The organism is Pseudoalteromonas aurantia (genome assembly GCF_005886875.1).
GTDB lineage: Bacteria > Pseudomonadota > Gammaproteobacteria > Enterobacterales > Alteromonadaceae > Pseudoalteromonas > Pseudoalteromonas aurantia_A.
This window is the reverse complement of the sequence record NZ_PNBY01000062.1, coordinates 16205-43059: the sequence shown is the minus strand read 5'-3', so window position 1 is coordinate 43059 and position 26855 is coordinate 16205. Positions and strand designations below refer to the sequence as shown.

Annotated in this window: 23 protein-coding genes, 1 tRNA gene and 1 other RNA gene; 5 read left to right on the top strand and 20 right to left on the bottom strand. The window is 42.0% G+C overall.

Annotation, left to right across the window (positions count from 1 at the left end; genetic code table 11):
• The first annotated feature begins 79 nt into the window (after positions 1-79).
• Positions 80-931, top strand: coding sequence for a LysR family transcriptional regulator (locus CWC18_RS13180; protein WP_138675416.1), 852 nt, complete (start codon positions 80-82; stop codon positions 929-931).
• Between the two features lie 422 nt (positions 932-1353).
• Here the strand turns inward: CWC18_RS13180 and CWC18_RS13175 are convergent, their stop codons facing one another.
• The 4 genes from CWC18_RS13175 to CWC18_RS13160 are packed head-to-tail and all read right to left on the bottom strand — an operon-like array spanning position 1354 to position 5584.
• A complete protein-coding gene (locus CWC18_RS13175; protein ID WP_138675415.1) occupies positions 1354-2517 on the bottom strand; it encodes an FAD-dependent monooxygenase in 1164 nt (387 codons plus the stop codon).
• A complete protein-coding gene (ubiH, locus tag CWC18_RS13170; protein ID WP_138675414.1) occupies positions 2517-3701 on the bottom strand; it encodes a 2-octaprenyl-6-methoxyphenyl hydroxylase in 1185 nt (394 codons plus the stop codon). The genes CWC18_RS13175 and ubiH overlap by 1 nt, the downstream gene beginning before the upstream one ends.
• 9 nt (positions 3702-3710) lie before the next feature.
• Positions 3711-5021 carry a Xaa-Pro aminopeptidase gene (gene pepP / locus CWC18_RS13165; protein WP_138675413.1) on the bottom strand — a complete coding sequence of 437 codons (1311 nt, stop codon included), beginning with the start codon at positions 5019-5021 and terminating at the stop codon, positions 3711-3713.
• Positions 5021-5584: a UPF0149 family protein gene (locus tag CWC18_RS13160; RefSeq protein ID WP_138675412.1), complete on the bottom strand. Its 564-nt coding sequence runs from the start codon at positions 5582-5584 to the stop codon at positions 5021-5023. The genes pepP and CWC18_RS13160 overlap by 1 nt, the downstream gene beginning before the upstream one ends.
• A gap of 196 nt (positions 5585-5780) precedes the next feature.
• On the opposite strand from CWC18_RS13160, the gene ssrS reads away from it, so the two are divergent.
• Both ssrS and CWC18_RS13150 read left to right on the top strand, forming a co-directional pair.
• Positions 5781-5963: non-coding RNA, 6S RNA (gene ssrS, locus CWC18_RS13155), on the top strand.
• A gap of 271 nt (positions 5964-6234) precedes the next feature.
• Entirely contained in the window at positions 6235-8910 is a 2676-nt protein-coding gene (locus tag CWC18_RS13150; RefSeq protein WP_138675411.1) for an ATP-binding protein, read from the top strand.
• A gap of 73 nt (positions 8911-8983) precedes the next feature.
• On the opposite strand, the gene rimI is transcribed toward CWC18_RS13150, so the two are convergent.
• The 5 genes from rimI to guaB form a co-directional block, all read right to left on the bottom strand.
• Positions 8984-9451, bottom strand: coding sequence for a ribosomal protein S18-alanine N-acetyltransferase (rimI, locus tag CWC18_RS13145; protein ID WP_432760764.1), 468 nt, complete (start codon positions 9449-9451; stop codon positions 8984-8986).
• Entirely contained in the window at positions 9441-9710 is a 270-nt protein-coding gene (locus CWC18_RS13140; RefSeq protein ID WP_138675410.1) for a hypothetical protein, read from the bottom strand. Before CWC18_RS13140 ends, rimI begins: the two co-directional genes overlap by 11 nt.
• 65 nt (positions 9711-9775) lie before the next feature.
• A tRNA-Trp gene (locus CWC18_RS13135) sits at positions 9776-9852 on the bottom strand.
• 146 nt (positions 9853-9998) lie between these two features.
• Positions 9999-11573, bottom strand: a complete 1575-nt coding sequence (guaA, locus tag CWC18_RS13130; protein ID WP_138589841.1) for a glutamine-hydrolyzing GMP synthase — start codon at positions 11571-11573, stop codon at positions 9999-10001.
• Positions 11574-11739: 166 nt separating this feature from the next.
• Positions 11740-13209, bottom strand: a complete 1470-nt coding sequence (guaB, locus tag CWC18_RS13125) for an IMP dehydrogenase (RefSeq protein WP_138589842.1) — start codon at positions 13207-13209, stop codon at positions 11740-11742.
• 113 nt (positions 13210-13322) lie between these two features.
• Between guaB and xseA the strand changes: the two genes are divergently transcribed.
• The gene (gene xseA / locus CWC18_RS13120) at positions 13323-14720 is read left to right on the top strand and encodes an exodeoxyribonuclease VII large subunit (RefSeq protein WP_138589843.1); all 1398 of its coding nucleotides are present in this window, start codon (positions 13323-13325) and stop codon (positions 14718-14720) included.
• An 89-nt stretch (positions 14721-14809) separates the two neighbouring features.
• Here the strand turns inward: xseA and cysE are convergent, their stop codons facing one another.
• Together cysE and CWC18_RS13110 are read right to left on the bottom strand one after the other, a co-directional pair.
• Positions 14810-15631 carry a serine O-acetyltransferase gene (gene cysE / locus CWC18_RS13115; RefSeq protein WP_138589844.1) on the bottom strand — a complete coding sequence of 274 codons (822 nt, stop codon included), beginning with the start codon at positions 15629-15631 and terminating at the stop codon, positions 14810-14812.
• 290 nt (positions 15632-15921) lie between these two features.
• Positions 15922-18792 (bottom strand): M16 family metallopeptidase, encoded by a 2871-nt coding sequence (locus CWC18_RS13110; protein WP_138675409.1) that lies wholly within the window; start codon positions 18790-18792, stop codon positions 15922-15924.
• Positions 18793-19048: 256 nt separating this feature from the next.
• Here CWC18_RS13110 and CWC18_RS13105 point away from each other — a divergent pair, with 256 nt between their 5' ends.
• Positions 19049-20005 (top strand): hypothetical protein, encoded by a 957-nt coding sequence (locus CWC18_RS13105; RefSeq protein ID WP_138589846.1) that lies wholly within the window; start codon positions 19049-19051, stop codon positions 20003-20005.
• Between the two features lie 26 nt (positions 20006-20031).
• Here CWC18_RS13105 and CWC18_RS21525 read toward each other — a convergent pair whose 3' ends face one another.
• From CWC18_RS21525 to proB, 9 genes are all read right to left on the bottom strand, one after another.
• A complete protein-coding gene (locus CWC18_RS21525) occupies positions 20032-20241 on the bottom strand; it encodes a hypothetical protein (protein ID WP_249348158.1) in 210 nt (69 codons plus the stop codon).
• Positions 20241-20549, bottom strand: coding sequence for a GGDEF domain-containing protein (locus tag CWC18_RS21520; protein ID WP_249348160.1), 309 nt, complete (start codon positions 20547-20549; stop codon positions 20241-20243). Before CWC18_RS21520 ends, CWC18_RS21525 begins: the two co-directional genes overlap by 1 nt.
• Before the next feature lie 194 nt (positions 20550-20743).
• The gene (locus CWC18_RS21515) at positions 20744-20974 is read right to left on the bottom strand and encodes a hypothetical protein (protein WP_249348161.1); all 231 of its coding nucleotides are present in this window, start codon (positions 20972-20974) and stop codon (positions 20744-20746) included.
• 42 nt (positions 20975-21016) lie between these two features.
• On the bottom strand, positions 21017-22255 hold the full coding sequence (locus CWC18_RS13095) for a DEAD/DEAH box helicase (protein WP_138675408.1): 1239 nt from the start codon (positions 22253-22255) through the stop codon (positions 21017-21019).
• 101 nt (positions 22256-22356) lie between these two features.
• Positions 22357-23049: a DUF3581 family protein gene (locus CWC18_RS13090; RefSeq protein ID WP_138675407.1), complete on the bottom strand. Its 693-nt coding sequence runs from the start codon at positions 23047-23049 to the stop codon at positions 22357-22359.
• A gap of 143 nt (positions 23050-23192) precedes the next feature.
• Positions 23193-24677 carry a glutamate--tRNA ligase gene (gltX, locus tag CWC18_RS13085; protein WP_138675406.1) on the bottom strand — a complete coding sequence of 495 codons (1485 nt, stop codon included), beginning with the start codon at positions 24675-24677 and terminating at the stop codon, positions 23193-23195.
• Positions 24678-24773: 96 nt separating this feature from the next.
• Entirely contained in the window at positions 24774-25139 is a 366-nt protein-coding gene (locus CWC18_RS13080) for a glutaredoxin family protein (protein ID WP_138589850.1), read from the bottom strand.
• Positions 25140-25179: 40 nt separating this feature from the next.
• The gene (locus tag CWC18_RS13075; protein WP_138589851.1) at positions 25180-25536 is read right to left on the bottom strand and encodes a hypothetical protein; all 357 of its coding nucleotides are present in this window, start codon (positions 25534-25536) and stop codon (positions 25180-25182) included.
• Positions 25537-25594: 58 nt separating this feature from the next.
• The gene (gene proB / locus CWC18_RS13070; RefSeq protein WP_138589852.1) at positions 25595-26710 is read right to left on the bottom strand and encodes a glutamate 5-kinase; all 1116 of its coding nucleotides are present in this window, start codon (positions 26708-26710) and stop codon (positions 25595-25597) included.
• Between the last annotated feature and the right edge of the window lie 145 nt (positions 26711-26855).

The window sequence follows — 26855 nt, the reverse complement described above, 5'->3', positions numbered from 1 at the left end:
AGCAACAACAAATTGTAATTATTTATCAATTGATAAATAATACTTATATAAATAGCTAGATTAAATTGTATTTATTAATATGAAGAACTTATCTATTGATGGACTGCGTACATTGGTCACCGTGGTTGAAGTGGGTGGCTTTGCAAAAGCGGGAGAACGACTGGGTTTATCGCAACCGGCAGTTTCTTTACAAATTAAGCGCCTTGAAGATATGCTCAATTGCAAGCTGTTTAAAAAACAAGGCCAACGCCAGGTTTTAAATCAATACGGTGAGTTATTACTGCCGCTTGCAAAACAAATGCTGCAGCATAATGACGCGATTTTACAGCAATTCACTTCAGAGAGTGTCACAGGTAAAGTCCGTTTAGGTATTCCCAGTGAATTCGCTGCCCGTATACTGCCTTCAATTATTGGCGACTTTGTTGCTTTATACCCTGATGTATCGCTTGAAGTTAAATCTCGCTTGAGTAAACATTTGCTTTCAGTATCTCGCCAAGATCAATTTGATCTCGTGTTAGCATTAAACGAGCAAACTGGATCAGAGCCATTCCCTGTGTTTATGCAAGATCAGTTAGTGTGGGTCGGCGACCTGTCTTTGATCAAAAATAGCGCGCAGGTCGTTACCTTAGTCACCGCGCCAGAAGGCTGTATTTATCGCCGCCGTGCTATTGAAGCACTGCAACAAGCGGGCATTAAACACCGTGTTATTTACAGTAATGCCGACTTAACAGGGCTGACCGCTGCATTAAAAGAAGGGCTAGGCGTGACTGTACTTGCAAAAAGCACAGTACCTAATGAACTTAACTATCAAACCAGCACTAAGCATTTACCAGAACTCGGCGACATTGGGATCTGCTTAGTCAAAAACTCTGCGGAGTCTGTTCATGCCGTCGATAAATTAGCAGAGTTTATTGCCCTGCGATTAAGTTAAATATGTAGAATATAGATCTAGCAGCTAGGGCCTAACCTAATAGACCCTGAATCAAGTTCAGGGAAACAAAATTAAGGGTCAAACTCAGGGAGACGTAGTTTAGGCGTCAACCCCCACCACCGCCGTCTTCCTGACGCAGGTCAGGATCCATATAAAACGTAAGCGCGGAGTTCAAACCAATAGACCCTGAATCAAGTTCAGGGAGACAAAATTTAAGAGTCAAGTTCAGGGAGATGGAGTTTAAGGGTCAAACTCAGCGAGACGCAGTTTAGACATCAACTCCCACCACCGCCTCTTCCTGACGCAGATCAGGATCCAATAAAACGTAAACGCGGAGTTCAAACCAATAGACCCTGAATCAAGTTCAGGGAGACGTAGTTTAAGAGTCAAGTTCAGGGGGGGCAAAGTTTAGGAACCATGCCCTACTTGCCTACCGCTTCTTTTGCAAATAGAGTCTTGATCGGGCCTAAGTTATCAACCAAGCTCAGCCCGACTCCACGGATCAGCTTTTTAACTGGATTTGAACCTTCAAATAACTCTTTCAAGCCTTGCATCATAGCAATGTGTTTTTGTGCATCCAGCTTACGGTTGCGCTCATATTCACGTAATGAGCGCGTCGTGGCAAACTCGCCTTCTTTGCTTAACTGTTCAATCAATACTTCAGCGTCTTTTAATCCAAGGTTCATGCCAAGGCCCGCTAATGGATGAATCGTGTGCGCCGCATCGCCCATCAGCACAATTTTCCCATTAAGCCATTGCTGAGCGTAACGCATTTTTAGGGGAAATACCGCTCTATCATCGGCTACTTCACACAAACCACATTGTCCATCAATAGCAACATTAAGCGCTTTGTTAAATTCAATTTCAGGTAACGCCATTAAGTGCTTTGCTTCTTCAGGTGAGGTAGACCAAACGATTGAATGATGGTGTTCATCTTTTAGAGGTAAAAATGCCAAAGGCCCAGTATCTAAAAATATCTGTCGAGCAGTCGCATCGTGTGGTAATTGAGTCTTGACCGTCGCGACAATAGCATGATGGTCATAATCCCAAAATGTCAGTGGCATTTTAAACTGAGTACGTATCGCTGAATTTGCTCCATCAGCGGCTACCAGTAATTTAGCCATCACAGGGATGCCGGACTCAAGCGTTATTAATACATCAGTCTCAGTCTGATGAATAGTTTGATAACGCGTGTCAAAACACAATGTCACATTATCGAGCTGCTGAAGCGCGGTAAATAAAACGTAACGGATCGCATCGTTTTCAACAATATGCCCCAACTCAGGTAAATCTAATTCCACATTATTAAATGCTATTTTACCAAAGCTATCCTGATCGCGCACATCCATATGGGTATAAGGGGTAGCACGCTGTGAAACAATATCTTGCCACACACCTAACCGCTCAAACTGACTTTGGCTGGCTAAGCTAATCGCACTTACTCTATTAGCAAATTGCGCTGCCAGCGGTTGAGGTGCCCCATTACTATCGATAACCAACACATTTATATCAGCCTTTGCAAGGCCAAGCGCCAGAGTCAACCCAACGGCACCCCCCCCCACAATACATACTTGCGCTTGTTGCATTACTTACTTCCTTTGTTCACATGACCCATCAATTGTTTTGCCAATGGACTTTTTAACCGCGTTGATAACGCCATTGCCAGCAAACCACAGCTGCGCCCCAAAGCAAACATACGCGAGCTATTTGAAAATAGCCGAACTAAGGTATCCGTTAATGTCATCACCTGCTTTATGTCTGCCTCTTGGGCTTTTGCATATGCTCGAGTAAAAGAGAAATCGCCCAATCTGTCGAGTGGTCCGCATGTCATTATTGACACCAGCTGCTGAATATCTCGTACACCTAAATTAAAGCCTTGGCCCGCAATAGGGTGAATGGCATGTGCTGCATTCCCAATAATAACGCAGCGATGATGTGCTAACTGCTCTACTTTGCCAAGTACCAATGGATACGATGTTCTGCTTCCTACTTGAGTAAATAATCCAGCTCGAAAGCCAAAGGCTGTTTGCAGTGCTTCAACAAACTGCTCACTTTTCATATTTTGATACTCGTGCAGCTGATTATTCTCCATACACCATACGAGTGAGTAGCGGTTTTGGCTCATCGGCAATAAAGCCATTGGTCCATGTTCGGTAAACCGTTCAAACGCTTGACCACTGTGACCCCCCGCTACTTCAATGTTTGCAATTAATGCACCTTGTTCATACTGCGTACTTTCAAAGCCCAATTTTAATAGCTCGCGAGTAGGGGATTTAGCCCCATCAGCCACAACCAATAACTTACCAACCAATACCTCATCAGTAGAGAGTGTCAGCGTGATCTGCTCCGATTGCTGTTCGAGTGCGCACACCGTCGTTGGGCAAAATAATGTAATATCCGACTTTTTCAGTTGTTGGTGTAGCTCGTGCCCATATTGATTAACCTCTACCACATAGCCTAACGCATCACAGTTATAATCCTGATGATCTATATCAGTTTTTCCAAAATGGCCTCTATCAGATACATGTACTTGGTGAATTGCCTGTGTAAAAGACCATTGAGGATTAAATAACCCGAGCTTCATCAAATATGACGCCGACTGTTGTGCGAGTGCAATGCTGCGATCATCAAAACTTGGATGAGCATGCTCATTTAAAGCAAACGCTTCAATCATAGCAATTTGGTAAGTGGGACACTGTTTTTTGATTGCCAAGGCAGCGGTGGCCCCCGCCATACCGCCACCGACAATTAATACATCAAACTGTTGCAACCGACTCTCCTACTGTTGCATGAGGGCTTCTATTTCAATAATTGATTTTGGGACATCGGCAGTTAAGTTTTCAAAGCCATCGCCAGTAACCAATAAGTCATCTTCAATACGAATGCCAATGCCTTTAAATTGCTCAGGAATTTCAGCATCTTCATCGAAATACAACCCTGGCTCAATAGTCAGAACCATACCTGGCTCAAAAGCTCGGTCTGCTTCATCCTGCTTATATTCACCCACATCATGTACATCAAGCCCCAACCAATGACCTAAGCCATGCATATAAAAAGCTTTGCATGCCTGCTTATCAACCAGTGTATCTAAATCACCCGCTAAAATTTCAAGGTCGATCAAACCTTGGGTCATTACTTTCATCGCTGCTAGGTTTGCTTTGACTAAAGTACCACCAGGTTTGACGTGTTTAAATGCCGCTTCTTGCGCCGCTAATACCAGTTCATACAGGACTTTTTGTGGTTCACTAAATCGACCAGACACAGGGAACGTTCTGGTAATATCAGCGGCATACCCTTCTAGCTCGCAACCTGAATCAATAAGCACTAGATCACCATTGTGCAAGTCATCGCTATTTTCTGTGTAATGTAAAATATTGGCGTTATTACCCGAACCAACAATGGTGCCATATGCAGGATGACGTGCGCCATTCATCGCATAATGATGATGGATTTCCGCCTCCAATTGATATTCAGTCGCCTCAGCTGATGCAAAACGCATCGCACGCTTATGCGCATCGCAACTAATTTGTGCCGCTTTACGCATCACGGCAATTTCAGCTTCCGATTTAAATAAGCGCATTTCATGCAATATCGGGCGGATATCTTTGATGATCTCAGGTGCTCGATAGCCTTTTTTAGGCGCGCCACGGAGTGTGTTCATCAAAGACCATATTTTATCGTCAAACGCCGCATAGGTACCTTGACCAAAATACAATACCCGATGACCATTTACTAAGTGGAGTAACTCTTCATCGAGCTCGCTTAATGGGTAAGTCTCATCAAGCAGCAAGTTTGTTTTTGCGCGCTCAAAGCCCATTCTTCGACCATGCCAAATTTCAGCAACTTTGTCTTTGTTTCGGCAAAATAAGCTACTTACCCCTTTGCCCTGTTTATCCTTACTTAACACCAATACGGCATCAGGCTCGTTGAAGCCCGTTAAGTAAAAAAAGTCGCTATCTTGTCGAAATGCGTATTCTGTATCTCGGCTTCGCGTTAATTCAACAGCGGCTGGAATAATCGCTACTGAGTCATTATCTAATTGTGCCAGTACTCGGGTACGGCGTTCTAAGAATTCTTGTATTGTGATCATTAGTGTAGTGTCTTTGGAGTTACGCTGGCGTCAGGTTCTTTTCCCATCTCTGCAAAACATAACAAAGCAGAGACCCGAATATACTCGACAATTTCATGTAAAGCTTGCTGATCTTCTTCACTGTCATCAAACTGCGTATCAAGCTTAGTGATCTCAGTGAAGTCACTGATCACTTCTTTTACGTCAGCCGACAACTTGCCATAATCTTTTTGCTTCAAGCCAAAACCAAGTAAAAAACCAGACACCCAAGCAACCAGTGCATTGGCTTGATCTAGCAATGACTCATCTTCACTAGGGAGAAAAAGGTCAAACTGAAATTCACTTTCATTAAAATGCTCAATGACATGTTTATACATATCGGCAAAGAACTGCTTTAACTCTTCACTAAAGTTTTGCCCTTCATTGAACACATCACTCAGTAAACCTAAGTATTCTTTTGCCTCTATCTTCAGTCCGCAAGCCAATAAACCACTGATGGCACCATGTACTTCAGCAGGGGCTACATATATGTCGTTTTTTTCTAGCACCAATTGGGCTTGGGTATAATCTTTTAATTCGCTCATCAGTATTTCTTACACTCACAATTTAGTGGGTTAATGCTACCACTCGAAGTATAGCAACTCCAAGCAATTGTATGTGCTAGCTTAAAAATCAAACGCACCGTTTACTAAACTAGCGACACAGCCTAAATTAACAGCAAACGAATAAGTATTTTATATTTATTGTTTCTACTATTGCAGATGTTTTATATACTGTTTAGGTTCCCTAGCGCGTTGGACAGCAGATTAAGTCCCTGAGCCGATAAACTTTATTTAGGGACGTAGTTTGCTTACTATTGTGCAAGCTCGGCATGTACCGAGAAGCCTACGGTAAGCTGTTGCGTTCCGCCTTGAACCTTAGGGTTCAAGGGCTGATATCAGCATCCGCGCCGCTGGGGCACATTCTTTTACTGTTTTAGTTCTTTTCCCCAACTCAAAGCGCTATCATCTCAATATGATATAACGGGCTTAAGTTATACCATAGCAAGCTATTAATTTAATACTCTTGATATACATACCACTGTTCTCATAGAAACGTCATAAAATAGACACCAATTTAACCTTACTCTAACGCGTTTTCTTGTGAAACATGCTGCATTGGCTTAGGATTAGAGTGTCGAAAACCAATCATGATCTCTGATACTGATCAATCATATGGATATCTATGTAACACCATGAAAACAAGTAAGTTGAGTATTAAGTTATTATGGTATATCACTCCCTTGGTGATATTGCCCTTGTTGTTTCTTGGTGGTTTTACCCTCACTAATGTAACGAGTTCAACTCAAAAGCAGGCCAAGCTCACCGTTAGCCGCTTTGTTGAACAACAACAGCAAAAAATGTTTAACTACATTGAAATATACCAGTCTACGACAAAGCTACTATCAAATTCCCCCGTATTAATGGACTTTCTGAATCACAATAGCTTTTATGAAGTATCAAGTACGTCCCGACTCAGTGCCCTTGTTGATGTATTTGCCAGTTACAGTGAGGCTTACCCTGACATTTTAAGTATTAACTTGGTTGACCCTGCAGGTAAAAGCCAGGCCTATCACGCCAATAATTTAAATAAAGCACCGCAGAATTACCCATTTTATAGTCAAATGATCAACAACAATTTAAGACAGCAACAGTTTATGGTTGCTACGGAAAAAGGCACAACGCACTTATATTTTGTGCAACGTATTTATGGGGTAAACCTACAACTTAGACAACCTAATCAACAAGGCTATATCATCGTTAAAGTTGACCCTTCTATTATTAACTCCAGCATTTTTGAAGCTGCCTACGATAATACCCTAAACTTATTAGTGACCGATGGTGGTGAGATTTTATTTAGCTCAGACAAGCAACTTTTTGGTAGCTACCTATCGCCAGATGAAATAGAGCAAATTCATGATGTAGCAGACAAAGGCACGCTGAACGCGATTAACCTCAATAGTATAGATAATATCGAGCGGATGCTCTACGCTGTCCAGCTCAGTGGCGGTTATTATTATTTATCAGCAATCCCTAAGTCTTTGTTATATCACTCAGGTAAAGCCATTAGCCTGATCACTGCGCTGATTGTGATTTTGTCAGTCATTATATTGCCCATTTTAATCTTTATCGTCGTGCGCAACTTACTATTAAACCCGATAGAGTTATTGGGTGAAGCGAGTCATAGAGTCGGTGATGGTGATTTATCCGTGTATCTCCCCACACAAGGTAATGATGAAGTAGGCACGTTATTTCATGACTTCAATCACATGGTTAAGCAAATAAGAGACTTTCAGGGGGAGTTAGAAGAGTATAAACATCACTTAGAAGAAAAGGTAGACAACCGAACCCGAGCTCTAGAAGAAATGAATAAGCAACTGGGTATCGCTATCACGCAAGCAAAGCAAGCCAATGAATTGAAAAGCCGCTTTTTGGCAAATATGAGCCATGAAATACGCACGCCACTTACAGCAATCATGGGTTTTACAGAGCAACTGTTGCACAACCCTGATGCACAAGGTACGCGCCACCACTTAGATACTGTGCTGCGCAATTCAAAGCACCTATTAGAACTCATCAACAACATTCTAGACCTATCAAAAATCGAAGCCGAAAAGCTGGCCGTCGAAAAAAATGAATTAAAACTACAGCCCCTGCTAGATGATATTAATTCAATCATAGCGCCTATGGCACAAGAAAAGCTCTTATCATTTGCTGTTGAATACCAGTTCCCGCTTCCACGGACCATGAATAGCGATATTACCCGTTTAAAGCAGATTTTATTAAACATCGCGACGAATGCAGTGAAGTTTACCGAGTTTGGTGGCATTAAGATCAAAGTCTCGTTCAATGAAACATTACAGCAATTTCAGTTTGTTGTAGAAGACACTGGCATTGGTATGTCTGACGCTGAAATAGACCGCGTATTTAAACCTTTTGAACAGGCAGATAGCACCACCACGCGCCGCTTTGGGGGGACAGGGCTTGGGTTATGTATTTCAAAAAACCTGGCACAACTGCTGGGCGGAGATGTTGAGGTAAATAGTGAGCAAGGTATTGGAAGCCGATTCACCATTAGCATCGCTGGTAACTATAAAAACAGCGAGTATAAACTCGCTTATGAGCTATCTACAGCACTACCTGAGACTAATGTTTCTGAAGAGTTAGCAAACACTCATCTAGATGCGCATATCTTGCTGGCAGAAGATAACACTGATAACCAAGTCTTGGTTACACTGCTATTACAAGCATGGGGGATCACGCCAGATATCGCGAACAATGGTGCTGAAGCTGTAGAAAAGGCACTCGTAAACGATTACCAACTGATATTAATGGATATGCAAATGCCAGTAATGGGCGGCTTAGAAGCCACCGAAATGCTCCGTCATGCGGCTTATGATGGACCTATTATAGCCCTTACAGCAAATGTTATGAAACAAGATGTTGATACCTATCTCGCAGTAGGGTGTGATGCAACCCTAGGTAAGCCTATTGATAAAACAGAGTTAGGATCGGTCTTACTGGAACATTTACAGATAGAAGGCGCCAGCCAGTCGCAATGGGATTCTTTACTTCAAAGTGAAAAGTTTATGCAGATCAGCCAAAACTATATCAAAAAGCTGCCTGACTATCTTATTCAGCTACAAACTTACTACGATAATCAGGAGTGGGAATCTCTCAGGGCGCTCGCTCATAGCTTAAAAGGCAGTGCTGGATGTTTTGGCTTTATGAACGTACATAGTGCGGCAGATGATTTAGAGCAGAGTCTACGAACCAATAATAAAGCCCAGTGGCAATATGCGTTATTAAACCTGACTGAAGCAATTAAATATACACTCACCAATCAACAGCCACTGAAAGTTGCGAACTAACTTCGCATCGAATGCCGAGTGGCTTTGAAGTATGAATTAGCAGCTGTAGGTATAACCCGTAGAACTCGCGTAATTAACTGCCGCCCATAAAGCACAGCGCCAATGCCATTAATATCGCGTCTTCTTTGCCGTCACTACTCGGGTAGTAGTTTTTACGAATACCAGACTCAATAAACCCAGCTTGCTCATACAAGCCGATAGCGGCTTTATTTGATGCTCTCACTTCTAAAAACAAGTTTTCAGCAGACATTGTCTCACTACGCGTCACAAAATCTTGTAACAAGGCTTTCGCTAACCCATTCCCTTGAAACTCAGGTGCAATACAAATATCCATTAAGGTGTTATCGGGTCCTGCTCGCTCACCCACATAAAAACCCGCAAGTTGCTCACCTACATACAATGCACCATTAAAGTATCGTCCAGCTAAACAGCCTTCCATCGTTTTTTGTGTCCAAGGAAAAGCATGGCATGCCGTTTCTATTGCCATAAGCTCACATACAGGTAGCTGAGCAAGTATGTCGTGCTTAATATTAGGATTCACTTAACAGTTTCCATAATTGGCGTTTCTGCTCTGAATTTAATTGTCCTGAAGGTAATATTAGCCCTTGGCCATTAATCGCCACATCATATCCTTGTTGCACAACATTTAAATCAAGCTGTGTATTAACCAATCCGATATCGATAACCATTTGCTGGCTTAGCTCAATGTATGCATTAGCCTGATCTGAGGTTGACGCAACATGAGTGTGTTTTAATACCAAAGGGGAGACATCTAAAATATCGGCATGCAATGGGTGCATAAAAACCTACGATTTTATAAAACTAATTATTGCACAGAATATAAAATATGAAGTAAAAAAGGAAGTGGCAGGGGCGGCAGGACTCGAACCCGCAACCATCGGTTTTGGAGACCGCTGTTCTACCAATTGGAACTACGCCCCTGCAATGACGACGAATTATAGAGATGTTTTATAAAAGGTAAAGCGTTATTTTATAAAACACCGTTCAACTGCCTTTTAAATAAACAAAAAGGCGAATATTTAACATATTCGCCTTTAATATTAGTAAACTAAGTCACTAATAGGTGGTTATTCCCACTCGATAGTTGCTGGTGGTTTACCTGAAATATCGTAAACAACACGCGAGATACCATCAATTTCATTGATGATCCGGTTAGATACTAACCCTAAGAAGTCGTAGGGTAAGTGTGACCAACGCGCAGTCATGAAATCAATGGTTTCTACACAGCGTAATGATACAACCCAATCATACTTACGTGCATCACCCATAACCCCTACTGATTTCACTGGTAGGAATACCGTAAACGCTTGAGACACTTTATGGTAAAGGTCGGCTTTATGCAGTTCTTCAATAAAGATAGCATCTGCACGACGTAGCAAGTCACAGTACTCTTTCTTGATTTCACCAAGTACACGTACACCTAGACCAGGCCCTGGGAATGGATGACGATAAAGCATGTCATAAGGTAAGCCAAGCTCTAAACCAATCTTACGTACTTCATCTTTAAACAATTCACGTAATGGCTCGACAAGCCCCATTTCCATATCATCTGGCAAGCCACCTACGTTATGATGTGACTTGATGACATGCGCTTTACCTGTTGCAGACGCTGCAGATTCAATCACGTCAGGGTAAATAGTGCCTTGCGCCAACCATTTAGCATTCACTAACTTCTTCGACTCTTCGTCAAAAATATCAATGAAAGTATGCCCAATTGCTTTACGTTTTTCTTCAGGATCTGATAACCCTTCAAGGTCTTTCAAAAACTGAGCTTCAGCATCTACTTTGATGATATTCAAACCAAACTTATCACCAAACATATTCATGACTTGTTGACCTTCGTTTAAACGAAGTAAACCGTTATCAACAAATACACAGGTAAGTTTATCGCCAATAGCACGGTTAATCAGCATCGCAACAACTGATGAATCAACACCGCCAGATAAACCAAGGATAACTTCGTCATCCCCTACTTTTTCTTTAATGCGCGCAATCGCATCATCAATAATTTGTGCTGGCGTCCATAGCTTCTCACAGCCACAAATGTCGATCGCAAAACGCTCTAATAAACGTAAGCCTTGCTGCGTGTGTGTCACTTCTGGGTGGAATTGCACACCATAGAAGCGTTTTTCTTCCCATGACATCGCCGCATGAGGGCACGTATCGGTGCGCGCTGTCGTCGTAAATGTATCAGGAATTGAAATCACTTTATCGCCGTGGCTCATCCACACATCTAAAAAGTCAGTGCCGTCTTCGATGTGATCTTGAATTTGATCAAATAACTTACAGTCACCCACTTTCTCAACACGGGCATAACCAAACTCTTTTTTGTCGGAGCTTTCAACTAAGCCACCAAGCTGCATCGCCATTGTTTGCATGCCGTAACATACGCCTAATACTGGCACGCCAGCGTTAAATACGTACTCAGGTGCTCTGGGACTATTATCTTCAGTTGTTGACTCTGGACCACCTGATAAAATAATACCTTGCGGATTAAATTCACGGATCTGCTCTTCGGTCACGTCCCAAGCCCATAGCTCACAATAAACACCGATTTCACGAATACGACGCGCAATGAGCTGCGTGTACTGTGAACCGAAGTCTAAAATCAAAATGCGGGAATCATGGATGTCTTTGCTCATTGATAATCTCGTAGTTAGGAAACGACTCACACCAACCGAAATAAACTACTCTGAGTTAACTTCGCTATATTGGTATCAATTTAGTAAAGCACAAAAACGAACTTTACTTAAAATTAAGAAGGGCTAGCATATGCTAGCCCATTTAAACACGCTGAATTTCAGTATGTTAGCCCATTCTATAGTTAGGCGCTTCTTTAGTGATCTGCACGTCATGAACGTGCGACTCACCCATACCAGCAGATGTAACACGCACAAACTGTGGTTTAGTATTTAATTCAAAAATATCAGCACAGCCTGTTAGGCCCATAGCACTGCGGATCCCACCAACTTGTTGGTGAATAATAGTCGCAATAGGTCCTTTGTAAGCAACACGACCTTCAATCCCTTCTGGCACTAACTTTTCAGCTTGCTTAGAGCTTTGGAAATAACGGTCTGACGACCCTTCTTTTTGGTTCATAGCACCTAATGACCCCATACCACGGTATGATTTGTAGTAACGGCCTTGATACAGTTCAACTTCACCTGGAGACTCTTCAGTACCCGCTAGCATTGACCCCACCATAACGCACGACGCACCTGCAACCAATGCTTTAACAACATCACCTGAGAAACGAATACCACCATCAGCAATAACTGGAATATCGCGACCTTTAAGACCTTCAACTGCATCAGAAATAGCAGTGATCTGTGGCACACCACAGCCAGTTACGATACGTGTTGTACAAATTGATCCTGGGCCAATACCCACTTTAACCGCGTCAACACCGGCATCAGCAAGGGCAATCGCACCTTCCGCTGTTGCAACATTGCCCGCTACGATTTGTAAATCAGGAAATGCAGTACGCGTTTCTTTAACTCGGTCAAGTACACCTTGTGAGTGACCATGAGAAGTATCAATAAGTAATACATCAACACCCGCGTCAACCAATGCAGCGATACGCTCATCAGTACCCGCACCAACACCTACAGCAGCACCAACACGAAGACGGCCACGCTCATCTTTACATGCATTGGGCTTTTCTTGGGCTTTTTGATAATCTTTAACCGTGATCATACCTTTAAGCTTAAATGCATCATCAACAACCAAAATCTTTTCGATTCGGTGCTCATGCATTAAGCCAAGGATCTCTTCACGACACGCGCCTTCTTTCACCGTCACTAACTTGTCTTTTTTTGTCATTACGGTTGAAACAGGCTGGTCTAGTTTTGTTTCGAAACGCATATCACGACTCGTCACAATTCCTTCAAGCTGATTATCGGCACCCGTAACAGGAAAACCTGAGAAGCCTTTTTCTTCAGCAAGTACCAGTGCATCTTCAATAGTTAAATTTGCAGTCACAGTAACAGGGAAAGAAACAATCCCCGCTTCATACGTTTTAACTTTACGTACATTGCGAGCTTGCTCTTCAATCGTCATATTCTTATGAATAAAACCAATCCCGCCTTCTTGCGCTAACGCAATCGCTAAACGCGCTTCAGTAACAGTATCCATAGAGGCTGATACAAGGGGTAAGTTCAATTCAATACCACGCGTTAAACGCGTCGATAGATTTGCAGTATGAGGTAAAACAGTGGAGTGTGCTGGAACTAATAGCACATCATCAAAGGTTAAGGCTTCTTTGGCAATTCTTAGCATGTTTGCGGTTTCTCTCACGTGGAACTGAGTATAAGGAATTGCGTGCAAATTTTATCAGCGTTCCCCATGCGAGTAAATAAATATTATCAAAAAATGTGATAAAGTACATCGCAATGGCACTTGGAGAGACTAAATTGAGCTATCAATCACGCAGTACTATACCCCAACATATTTATACAGTTTCTAGATTAAACAAAGAGATCCGAGCTATTTTAGAGCAAGGTTTCGCCCAAATTCAGTTAACTGGTGAAATTTCAAATTTTGTTGCGCCTGCGTCTGGTCATTGGTACTTTTCACTTAAAGATGAAAAAGCCCAAGTAAAAGCTGCAATGTGGCGGGGAAATAATCGCAATTGTAGCTACCGCCCGGTGAATGGCGCACAGGTCACACTGCGAGCTCGCATCTCTGTCTATGAACCAAGGGGTGATTATCAAGTCATCGTAGAACACATGGAAGCAGCGGGCGAAGGGTTACTTAAACAGCAATACGACGCACTCAAGCTAAAGCTCGCAGCCGAAGGGCTTTTTGGCAGTGCTCATAAGAAATCCTTGCCAGCACACATCAACAAAGTTGGGATCATTACCTCTGCGACGGGTGCCGCGGTAAAAGATATCTTATCCGTATTACAACGCCGTGCGCCTCAACTTGAAGTGATTATTTATCCAGCTCAAGTGCAAGGCAAAGACGCGCATTTCCAACTCATCGAAAAGTTACAGCTGGCTAACAAGCGTAACGAAGTAGATGTGTTAATTATTGGTCGAGGTGGAGGTTCACTTGAAGACCTATGGTGTTTCAATGAAGAATTACTCGCACGCGCTATTTTTGCCAGCAACTTACCTATAATTAGTGCAGTAGGCCATGAAATAGATACGACTATATCAGACTATACTGCCGACTTAAGAGCGGCAACACCATCTGCGGCGGCTGAACTCGTTAGTTCAGAACAAGATGTCTTAATTGACTTAATCGCTAATACTAAGCAACAACTTAAAAAAGCCACTAATAACCAGATTAATTACGCCAAGCAACGTACTCAAAACCTCACACAACGCTTGAGGCTACAACATCCTAAGAACCAACTAATGCAGCAATCACAGCGTATTGACGAACTGTCACTGCGTTTACAACGTGCTTTTGAGCAACGTCATCACCTTTTGCAAGGTCGTATGTCGTTATTAGAACAAAAGTTAAGCCACCAGCACCCTAATGGTCGTATTACACAGGCTAAGCAGGGCCTAAATCAATTAATGTTGCAATTAAGGCAGCTGCAAAAACAACACGCTGAAGCCCGTCAAAATAAATTAGCGTTCTTGGCTGCAACGTTAAATAGTGTGAGCCCATTGAGTGTATTAGCGCGTGGTTACAGCATCACAAAAACGAACAACAAAGTCATAAAATCGATTTCTCAATTACAAGAAGGGCAAGTAATTCAAACACAACTAAATGATGGAGAAATTTCATCGCAGATCACACAGCTCGTGTCTAAAACACAGTCCAAAGAGATAAATTGAGCCCATTGATTTATTTTTAAAGAAACGTTTGGTTGGGCAACCCTCATTATAAATGATGAACAGCCCAACAGAGCGAATTTTGGTGACAGCTAGAGCATTGCACTCGTGTGAGAATCATTCACCGAACTTGGTTCATCTTCTAAGAAGTTTTGATTCATGCTTTCAGCTGGATTAGGACAGCTTGGTTTACCCACGACTTTAGCTGGGATCCCAACAACCGTGGTATGCGGTGCTACAGGGTTCAATACGACAGAACCTGCGCCAATTCGCGCGCATTCTCCCACTTCAATGTTACCAAGTACTTTCGCCCCAGCGCCAATTAGCACACCGGCACGGATTTTAGGATGTCGATCACCTTGCTCATTTCCTGTTCCACCCAATGTGACCGATTGTAAAATAGACACATTATCTTCAATAACGGCGGTTTCACCAATCACTATACCAGTCGCATGATCAAGCATAATGCCATGACCGACTTTACAAGCAGGATGGATGTCAACACCAAATACTTCGGATGTACGGCTTTGAATAAACCGAGCCAATTCTTTTCTGTTTTGTCGCCATAAGCAGTAGGCAAGTCGATGTGCTTGTATCGCATGAAAACCTTTCAGATTCAAAATTACGGTTAAGTAACTATCGGCCGCTGGGTCGCGATCTTTAACCGCTTTTATATCATGGGCTACATGCGCGAGCATTTTATCGCAATCGACAAACGCTTGATCGAACAATTCTCTTATCGTAAACGCTGATACCACGGCATCAGCCAATTTGTTAGCAACGATGAAACTCAATGCTGCCCCCAAACACTCATGATTTAGCACACTTGAATAAACATGACTTGCGAGTAAAGGCTCGACGTTGACTAATTCTTTTGCTTCTTTTTGTAGCTGGTGCCAAATTTCATGACGCATAAGGAAAACCTAACTATTGATAATACTTGAAGATTTTAACGGCTTAACACAAGATATGTTACTGCTATTGCAAACCTTCTCGCTATTACTTATAACAAACCGCTCTGTATAGAGCAATATTATCATTTTTATGACTATGTGAACGCTATTTATCAAATTGACGTTCAACCTCCACATTTAGCTTACGACAACATCGTCCTGCTAAAAATAGTGACTATTCCCTTTACCATTAAGATATAAACATGGCCATAAATTGAGTATGGCCATGTTTCGTTAACATAGTTCGTTATTTATTCAAAAACAGTTTTTACATCTTCCACTGTTATATTGCCTGATGGAATTGCCAGCTTATACTTTTCAATCTGCTTGTCTTCATTAATCAGCGATGCTGGCTTATCCGTGTTGTATTTAAGCGACGATACTTGCTCCGACGCCAAACGTTGTGCCATATCTTTACCATCACCAGTGATGAAAACATAATGCATATTGTCAGTTTGTAGTGTGTCAGATATCACGCGATTGACATCTTCCACCGTCAAATTAGCAAGTTGTTTACGAACATATTCAACAAAGCTTTCCGTGTTGTAATACTCACTATCGAGTGCATATCCTAACTGGCGATCTTGACTTGCTACTAGCTGCGGAACGTAATTACTTAAGAAGTTTCGCGTCGCATTAAAGTCTTTTTCAGTCATACCTTGCTCAATTAACTTATCTAGCTCAAATTGTGCAACGCGTGTTGCAAAGTGAGCATCATTATTCGAACGAAGTGGACGTAACCAAATTTGGAAAATCTGCTCTGAACGGCCTAAGTTCGCATCAGGCTTTGTTTGGAACATACCGCGTGGGAAGTATTCAATATATGCATAATCACCATAATTCATACCACGAGTTTGACGAATACGCTTATACAAAAAGCTATTCGAACTGCGGTGCTCACCAAAATATGACCGTACTAGCCACAATGCTGTCCAATCTTTAGAACTGCGTATTGTGTCGATAGGAAAACCAAACGACACAGCGGTAGATTGGGCACTTTTCTCAATAATTGTTGCGTGACGACCTGTTAACACTGGCGCATCTGGTACCATCAAACGTGCTTCATCACCTTTGGGGAGCGTCGCTAAGTCATCTAATAGCTGTGTTTTTACTTTGTCAGAGAGCGCACCGGTGATCCCCACATTTAATTTAGCCTGAGTAAACTCAGCATGATAGAAAGCTTTCACATCGTCTAACGTTAAGGCCTCTAAATCAGACAAATCACCAAAGTTATAACTTTCATATGGGTGGCCTTGATAAAGTTTATGATAAAGCACCTCTTTACCTAGTTCTTCATCATTAGAAGACTTTAAGCCTGCTTTTATGCCGTCTATCAGCTCTTTCTTTAAACGTTTAAAATCATCTTCTCTAAAGCCTGGGTCAAGTAGTTGGCCACTGACTAGGTCATACCATTGCTGGGCATTATCTTTGTGAACACGCCCGCGCAATGAAATCATTTCTTTATCAATTTGGTAATTAAAACTGCCCGCAATTGGATAAAGCGCCGTTTGAATTTCTTTATACGTTTTCGTTTGTGAGCCGCCTTTTGCAAGCATAGCCGCAGTCAGAGCTGCCACCCCTTTTTTTCCAACAGGATCAGCTGCGGCACCTGTATAAAACAATAAGTTCACGTCAACAAGTGGAGAGGTATTGGTTTTATCAAGTAACTTAAAGTGACGTTCTACTGGCTGTTTTGAGTCTGCAACCAGCGTATTCAGAGAGACTTCACGCTCGAACCCTGATACCTTAGCAAGATCTGACATAGTGACTGTCGTACGCCCACTGTCGACAAAATATTTATTCGCGAGAGTGCGGATATCTTCTGGCGTCACTGAATCAGCCGATTGGTATAATTGATTAATCACTTCAGGATCACGCTCAAAATGCATATAACGTGCAAGCGTAGATGCTATGGCTTGTGATGAATCAAGGCCATTAATAAAGCTATATTTTCTATTTGATTTTAATGCTGCCAATTTATCAGCATCAACCAGCTCAGTACGCGCACTAGCATAAGTACGGTTAATTGCATCTCGAACAACCGTTAAATCTTGCTCTTTTTCAACTTTAACAAATACGTGTAATAGCCCTGGGTCTTTCGTTTCTGCATTGTACGGGAACATTTGACTGGCGATTTGTTTGTCGACAACAAGCTCTTGATACAACGCAGAGTTTTTACCAAAGTATAGCTCTGAGATCAGATCTAGCGCCGCTCGGTCTTTCTTCTCTGGCATCCATGAAGTGCCTTTATAAGAAACTAATAACCAATGACCAGGCATACCTTCAAATTGCTCATGGACATATTTTGCCTCAGTTTGTTTTGGCTCAACAGGCACCTCTGCTTTGAAGTCACCTTTTTTCCAATTTCCCCAATGCTGCTTGACTGCTTTCATGGTTTCTTGTGGGTCAACGTCACCAACAATCACCATTGATACATATTCTGGTTTATAAAAGCGCTCAAAGAAGGTTTGCCCATACACCATTTGATCTGGCATTGCTTCAATATCTTCGAAAAAGCCCATTGTCGTGTGCTTATAGGTATGCTTATCGAAAGCTTCGTTACGTACTGCCGATAATAACTTACGCACTGGGTTTGCATTGTTCTTTAAATACTCGCCTTTTACAGTCAGCGCTTCAGTACGAAACTGCTCCTCGGTGTATGATAAGTTTTGAAATATGTCAGCTTCGATTTCAAGGACTTTGTTTAAATGTTCTTTTGAAAAGCTCAAGTAATAATTAGTAAAATCATTGGTTGTATATGCACGATTATCAACCCCTGAGTTTTTCAATATATCTGTGTACACTTCTTGGGGGTACTTTTCAGATCCTTTAAACATCATATGTTCAAAGAAATGAGCAAAGCCGGTTTTACCTGCCTCTACTTCATCACGCGAGCCCACAGATACTGGGATCTGTAATGACACCACATCAGGGTAATCCGTTTTTACTACCATGACTCGTAAGCCATTCTCAAGCTCTTCAATTAGGTAATCTTGTGAAAACACTTTATCACTGGCATTTGCTTCGCTAGCCACAGGTGTGCTGTTGTTCGCACTGTTACTTACACAGCCAGTTAATGCGAGTGTTACCGCTAGGCTGGTTGCCAATAGTTTAAATTTCATATGTGTCCTTAAAAATTATTTTTTAACTAACGCGGTGGCTAGTTTAACCATGCAATTATGCCGTAAATTAACAAGGGTTATACCCAAAAAAGGCAGATTAATGTAAAAAAATATGTCGAGAAATTTCAGTAGACTAATTAAGAATGTGCGTCTAATTCAGGGTTGTTGAGTAAGTTTCAATAAAAAAATCTATCTAGACGTCTAAATGGCTGCTATATTATACCCATCAAAACGACTTTAGGCTGGAATGAGGATTATGGCTTTATCACTGCAAGACAAAATACAAGACCCAAATCAGGGCGTTTACTTGATTGGTACTACCCCACCAAAGCAAAGTACTGATAGAGCTCAATTAGAAATCATTGCCAATAAGCTGCTGGCTCGTTTACACGAAATAGAGTACGACGGTGTCGTTATCTACGATATTCAAGATGAAAGTAGTCGTACACAAGCTCCACGTCCTTTTCCGTTTAAACATACGGTTGACCCGTGTGAATATAGCCAGCTCATTAGGGAGTTATCTCAATTAGATGTGATCACCTACAAAAGCGTTGCACAGCGTGATGTGTCACAATTTAATGAGTGGCTAAGCGACACAAAAGACAAATTTGGATTAGATAACCTCGTCCTTGTTGGCAGCCCATCCTCTACTAGTGACATTCGATTAAGCTTACCCGATGCCTATAAAGCATTGGCTGTTCACCAAGAATCATTTTTTCTCGGGGGCGTCACGATTGCCGAGCGCCACGCGAGTAAAAAAAACGAACAGCAACGTTTAATCGAAAAAACAGCGCAAGGCTGCGAATTTTTTATATCTCAAGCAGTCTATAACCCCCAAGAAACTATCGACTTACTCACCAGCTACGCAAGAACTTGCAAGCAACAAGGCGATACACCTAAACGCATTATTTTAACGTTCACACCCTGTGGCGGACAAAAGACGCTAGAGTTTATGGAGTGGTTGGGCATCTCGGTGCCAGATGCAACCAAGTGGCGCATGCTGGACTCACAAAACCCGTTGAGTGAATCAATCCGTATTTGTCGTGAGAACTTAGACTTAATCTTACAAAGCTGCGCACGATTGAATGTCCCTTTAGGGTTGAACATTGAAAGCTTAACTAACCGTAAAGAAGAAATTGATGCATCAATAAACCTTTACCGCTTACTCAAGGCCACTATGGAATTGAACTTGGCTGAGAAGAAAATTGCATAATATGCAGAGTGCTTTTGTGTATTGAGTTAAGGCTTTTCAGTCTTAGCTTGATACATCGCTTTATTAGCTAGGCTAATTAATTGTTGTAAGTCAAAAAACGAATCGTCGGTCTGAGCATACTCATAGCTAAACACCACATTGGGTAGGCTTTGCTCTAACAGCAATTGCTCAAACTCAGTGGTTAAACGTTGCATAAAATCATTTACCCAGTCGCCAGATGGTTCTTGAACAAACATTAAAATTCATCTTCGCCCATACGCCCAACGAAATCATCATCACGACTTACCGCCTTTATAGCTGTAGCTAACCCATTTAATACTTTATCACCAACAGGGTGGCCATACTGATCATTTACAGCCTTGAACTCATTCAAATCAATAAAAATACCATAAAAGTACATATGCATTTTAGGAGCAATATCACGTTTATGTGCCGCGAATATCACAACTGCCCGTCGATTATAAATATTGGTCAACGGATCCAGCATGGCAATATGGCGCATTTGGCTAAAACGGTGAATTAAAATCAAATCATCTTCGAGCATATCTCATAGATGCTCTATTAATTCCTGTAAATGAATATCATCAGCGGGGATTTTAAAATCCATCACGCATAACGTGCCAAATGCGCTACCGTCAGGCCACCGAATAGGAACGATTCGACTTCACCTTCACTCACCTCTGGGTTTGTTTCCCACCGCTAATTCGTTCGCATAGCGTTCATATAACGGTGCGTTATCTAACACCACTTTTTTACAAAAAATATTGGTGTCGAGTGGAATAACACCACCGGCTGAATAAGGGTTCTTTTCATTACGATTGGCGACCAGTACAGCTCCCCATCTTGTTGAGCTTGTACTATAAACCTGGCGAGGGTGTTAAATACCCGCGCCATTAAATCAATGGTTTTTTGCCATTTCGCGAGCGTCTCTTGTGTGCCTATGTCCGTTGCCTCTTGCTTAATATGCATACCAACCAGACACCAAAACTGTCGCATTAATAGAGAGTTAACTCATTTATTTTTACGGCGTCGCTGATCTCGCTTACCTAAAATATGTTTTTTATCGCGTTGCTTACGTGCTTTCGCTGAGTTTTTGCGGTTATCTTTGGGCTCCTTCGTTAAGTCGGGTTCATAACCTTGTAACCATTGCGGTGTGAGGCGCTCATCAAGTAACACTTCAAGCTCGTCTAGTAACCACTGCTCATCTATGCTCACCAACGATAACGCCATCCCAGTTTTACCTGCGCGCCCAGTCCGCCCTATGCGATGGATATAATCTTCTGCAACGAAGGGGAGCTGTGCGTTTATCACATAATTTAAATCAACAATATCTATGCCACGCGCAGCAACATCAGTCGCAACCAGCACTCTCGTTTTACCTGATTTAAATTGTGCCAACGCTTTATCCCGGGCACCTTGCGATTTATCACCATGAATAGCTAAAGTTGGCAAGCCGTCTTTATTCAGTTCTTTGGCATATTCATCGGCCATATTTTTCGTTCGAGTAAAAATAAGCACCTGCTGCCAATTATTCTTCCCGATAAGATGTGACATCAGCTCACGCTTTCTATCATCATCGACCGCATAAAATAGCTGTTCTACTTTTTCGGCTGCGCTATTCTCTGGATCTACACCCACTCGCTGCGGCTTGGTAAGCCATTGTGCGGCCAACTTTTGTACTTGTTCATCGAGGGTGGCTGAAAATAGTAGCGTTTGTCTTTGTTCTGGTAAATGGCGCATAATGCGCTTAATTTCACCGATAAACCCCATATCAAGCATACGGTCGGCTTCATCAAAGACCAAGTGAGATATCTTGTCTAACTTTAAAGTGCCCTTTAGTAAGTGATCAAGTAACCGACCTGGGGTTGCAACAACAACATCAACACCCGCTTTGAGTGCCTTCTCTTGTGGACTAATATTCGCCCCGCCGTAAATACACGCGACTTTTAAACCTGTGTACTGAGCGTACGCTTCACTATTAGCTGCAACTTGTTGAGCAAGCTCTCTGGTTGGTGCCAACACTAAAGCCCTTACCTTACCATTGTGTTCCGGTTCTTTTAAAAGACGATGTAAGATTGGCAACATGAAAGCCGCAGTTTTGCCCGTACCGGTTTGTGCTGTGGCTAATAAATCATGCCCTTCAAGCACCAGAGGAATGCTTTGCTGTTGTATTGGAGTGGGAACAGAAAACTGCAGTGTCGCTAAGGCCTGATCAAGCTCAGGCGCTAACTGCAAAGATTGGAATGACATAGTGACGACTCACAGACAAATAAGTTGGCTGCAGTATAACAAATGCGTGCAACAGATGCCCGCATCAGACGTTCCTATCAGGTATGCACGGTAACATGCGTTTATAGAGTGGCTTTTCTGTTGTTGTAATATGTAATTAAATCATCAACCATATCTTGGCAGTATTCACGAATACCTGACACCAACATATGCTTTTCACCCCGACCAACTTGCTGACCGTTACTTAATAACTTAAAGCGTAAAACAATTTTACCGCGTTTACCTTCGTAGCTAAATTCCGGCGTATCAGCAGCTAGCTCCACCTGAGAAATAGATTTATCATCTAAATGAATCGCCATTGATTCATAAATTACCATAGGACGTGCAGGGTTTATCATAACCCCCTGCTCTGCCATTAAAGGAATAATAACATGCGGAAATGCAGTGCCAGAAAACTCAACATAGCTCTTGGTCAAACTGTCAATTAACGTTGGGCATAAGTTCGCTTCGCCCTCTCGTTTTACCGACATCATCACTTTATCATTTGCGGTAATATCGAATTCACTTCCCCCTGTTGGAAAGCTCAATAATGACTTCTCATCAACCATACCGACAAATGAAAACTGCATATTATCACTGACCCCATAGCGGGCTAAAACCAAAGAAAAAAGTAAGTCGCCAGGAACACAAAACTTTTTAGCATCAACGTCATGCAATGGATTAAAATCATCTGCAACTTGCTTTGCAAATAAACTACCTTGTTCACGGGTGATCACCACGTGCTCGCCTTGCTCTTGGTAAAAACGACTTAACATATACTCTTTCTTTGATCAGTTATAAAACCGCGCCATGTTATCAGAATATTTACAATAAGAGGTCGAATCTGTTTAAATTTAAGCATAAAAAAAACCACCTAGATTTAAGGTGGCTTTTTAATTATAAAATTCAAACAGTTGAATTATGAAGTAGGGTAATCTCTATAGGCTTTTTCAAGCTTTTTAGCTTGTTTCTTCGATACGCCAATATGTGCTAACGCAACACGTAAACGTGCTCTTGACAGATCTGAGCCTAAGATTTCCATTGCATCCAATACAGAAGTTGAAGATTCTTTACCTGTAATAGCTACAAAGATTGGCTCTAAGAAGTCTTTAATTTTTAACTCATGGAACATAGACACTGATTTTGCAATCGCAAAAATTTCGCTTTTTTCCCAGCTACGTAAGCTTTCAAGTTCCCAAATAAAGAACTGTAATGCCTGACGAACAACCTCTTCATCCGCTTTACCTGCCGTTAGCAACGCAGGCTCATACTCAGGGATCCCCCCCACAAAGTGACCAGCCAATTCAACCAAGTCAGACAAGGTATTAATCCGCGCTTTCGCTTCAGGTAAAATTCGTGCTAGCGTTTCACCGTTAAACTTCCAATCCACAAAACGCTGAATAAGCTGTTCGTCAGTGAGGTTTTCACGGATCCAAAGGCCGTTTAACCAGCTTAACTTATCAACATCAAATACCGGTCCACCCAGTGAAACTCTTTTCATATCAAAGTGTTCAATCATTTCTGCTAACGTGAATTTTTCACGTTCATCAGGCATAGACCACCCCATACGACCAAGATAATTAAGTACAGCCTCAGGTAAAAAGCCCATCTCTTTATAATAATTAATTGAAGTGGGGTTCTTACGCTTCGACAATTTAGACTTATCAGGGTTGCGTAACAATGGAAGGTGGCCTAGCACAGGCGCTTCCCAACCAAAGTCTTCATATAATTTCAGCAACTTAGGAGCTGAGTTGATCCACTCTTCCCCACGAAAAATATGACTGATCTGCATATGGTGGTCGTCAACGACATTCGCTAAGAAATACGTCGGGAACCCATCAGCTTTAAGTAACACCTGCATGTCGACATTTTCCCACGGGATCTCTATTTCATCTCGCAGATAGTCATTGAACTTAAACGTACCTTCGGCTGGGATCTTCATACGGATCACATAAGGCTTACCTGCGTCTAAGTTCGCTTTAATTTGCTCTTCCGTTAGCAGTAAACCACGTCCATCATATTTTGGACGCAATCCTTCAGCCATTTGCTCTTCACGCATTTGGTCTAACTCTTCAGAGGTCGCAAAACAGTAAAAAGCTTTACCTTGTTCAACCAGCTGGTGTGCATATTTTTTGTATATCTCACTGCGCTCTGATTGGCGATATGGGCCAAACTCGCCACCAATATCAGGGCCATGATCCCACTCTAAGCCTAACCAACGTAGGCTATCCATAATCGCTTGTTCTGATTCTGGGGTGCTGCGCACTTGGTCCGTATCTTCAATACGTAATACAAACTCACCACCTTGCTGTTTAGCAAAACAGTAATTAAAAAGCGCAATATAAGCGGTGCCTAAATGCGGATCACCCGTCGGCGACGGGGCTACACGAGTACGGATAGTCATGTGGATTCTCTTAAATATCAGACAATAAAATATGGGTTGGTATGCTAGCATACCAACCCATATTCTCAAATTTTCTCATTGCTCAGTGAGCAGTCTTTATGCGGCGTTATCAAGTTTTTGCAGATAACTGACAATATCGCTCGATTCATACAACCAAGTAACTTTGTTGTCTTGCTCGATACGTAAACAAGGTACTTTAACTTTACCTCCTTGCTCCGCTAACTCTTGGCGATATGTCTCATTTGCTTTTGCATCACGCGTTTCAATGTTTAACCCTTCACGCTTAATGGCGCGACGCACCTTTACGCAAAAAGGGCAGGCTTTAAATTGATACAATTTAAACTGCGCAGTTTGCACATCAAGCATGTTTTGTTGCTCTGGTGAGCGTTTTTTACTGCTCGGTGTGAAGATAAAATCAAGTAATAAGATGATGCGTCCAAGTAACCAACGTACAAATTTCATATTTTTCCCCATATCTATAATAGGTATATCATATCACAAGCTAAAACAATTCAATATCGCTCTGATTGAGCTCTAATGGCTTAATGTCTAAGTCATTAAAATATTTAACTTTATTACGTCTATACTGCTTGGCGCACTTCAATACTGGGTTTGAGTTTTTTAACTTAGCAAGATACAGGTCGATAGCGTCGTCGCAGAGGGGCTCATCCAATGAATTGAAAACGACCACAGGTGTATGTATCTGCGAAAAGTGCTTACTAAAAAAAAGCGCACACGCCTGAATCTCTTGAGTTAGAGTACTCAGCATTCGATTAAAGCAGCTATCTAGTGCACACTCGCTTTTTTGATCAAGCAAGCGTGTTGTTAATTCATGACCACACGATGAGACAGTCTTCATCTCAAGTCTCAAAACACTCTTGAGCTTGTAGCTTAGACCACACTAAGTAAATTGCGCACTACAATACATATTCTAATAAAACCATATCATCTCTATGAAGTACCTCATGAGATGACTTACACCCTAACTCTGCTTCAATTTGAGAACTATGACACCCTTTAATCACGCTTAATTCACTATCAGAAAAGCCACATAAACCTTTGGCGATGATACGACCGTTTTGATCCTTTACTGTCACTAGATCTCCCCTTTTAAATTGCCCTTGACTCGATGTAACCCCTTTGGCTAACAAACTTGCGCCATGATTAATAAGCGCTTCGCAGGCGCCTTTATCAATGATTAAGGTACCGGTTGATTTTGGCCCAGAGAGTAACCATTTTTTGCGCCCTTCTAAAGGTGCACTAAAACGCAAAAAAGTGGTATTCGGTGCGTCATTATTTATCACTTGAGTAATAACATCAGATTCACTGCCTTTCGCGATAATCGTTTCGATCCCCGCTCTTTGAGCAATATCTGCGGCTTGTAGCTTCGTTGCCATCCCCCCCGTACCTAGACTACTTCCACTGCCACCAGCCAAAGCGCGTAATTCATCGTCTACTTTATATACCTCAGAAATCAATTCAGCATCAGGGGAATTTCGCGGGTCAGCTGTAAAAAGTCCTGATTGATCAGTTAACAAGATCAACTTATTCGCATTAGCCAGTATTGCCACCATCGCAGACAAGTTATCGTTATCGCCCACTGTGATTTCAGCGCTCGACACGGCATCATTTTCATTAATAATAGGCACCACATCATGATATAATAATTCCGTTAGTGTATCTCTGGCCGTTAAATATCGATCTCGATGTTCAACATCTGCACGTGTAAGCAGCATTTGCGCTACAGAAATATCATATAAAGAAAATAACGTTTGCCACATATGAATAAGCTGCCCTTGTCCAATTGCGGCAAGCATCTGCTTTTCTTTTAATGATGAACCACATTGCTTGGCTAGTTGCGAGCGACCTGCGGCAACAGCCCCACTTGAAACTAACACGAGTTGATACCCTGCATTTTTTAGCTGCACGCACTGACGCACCAATTCAACCATACGAGGTTTGTTTAATGTTTTCTTTCCAGCGGTTAATACACTGGTACCAAATTTAATTACAACTATGTTTTTATTCATCATGCCTCCGCCCATCCTGCATCATCATTTATAACAAAGCTGACATTTCGTACAAGTAAATTTTTTTTAAGTGCTCTAAAAACCAATAAGCACTTAAATTAAAACAAGCGTTTATAGAGGGTTCTTCGAGTTGTCAGGGCTGCAAGGT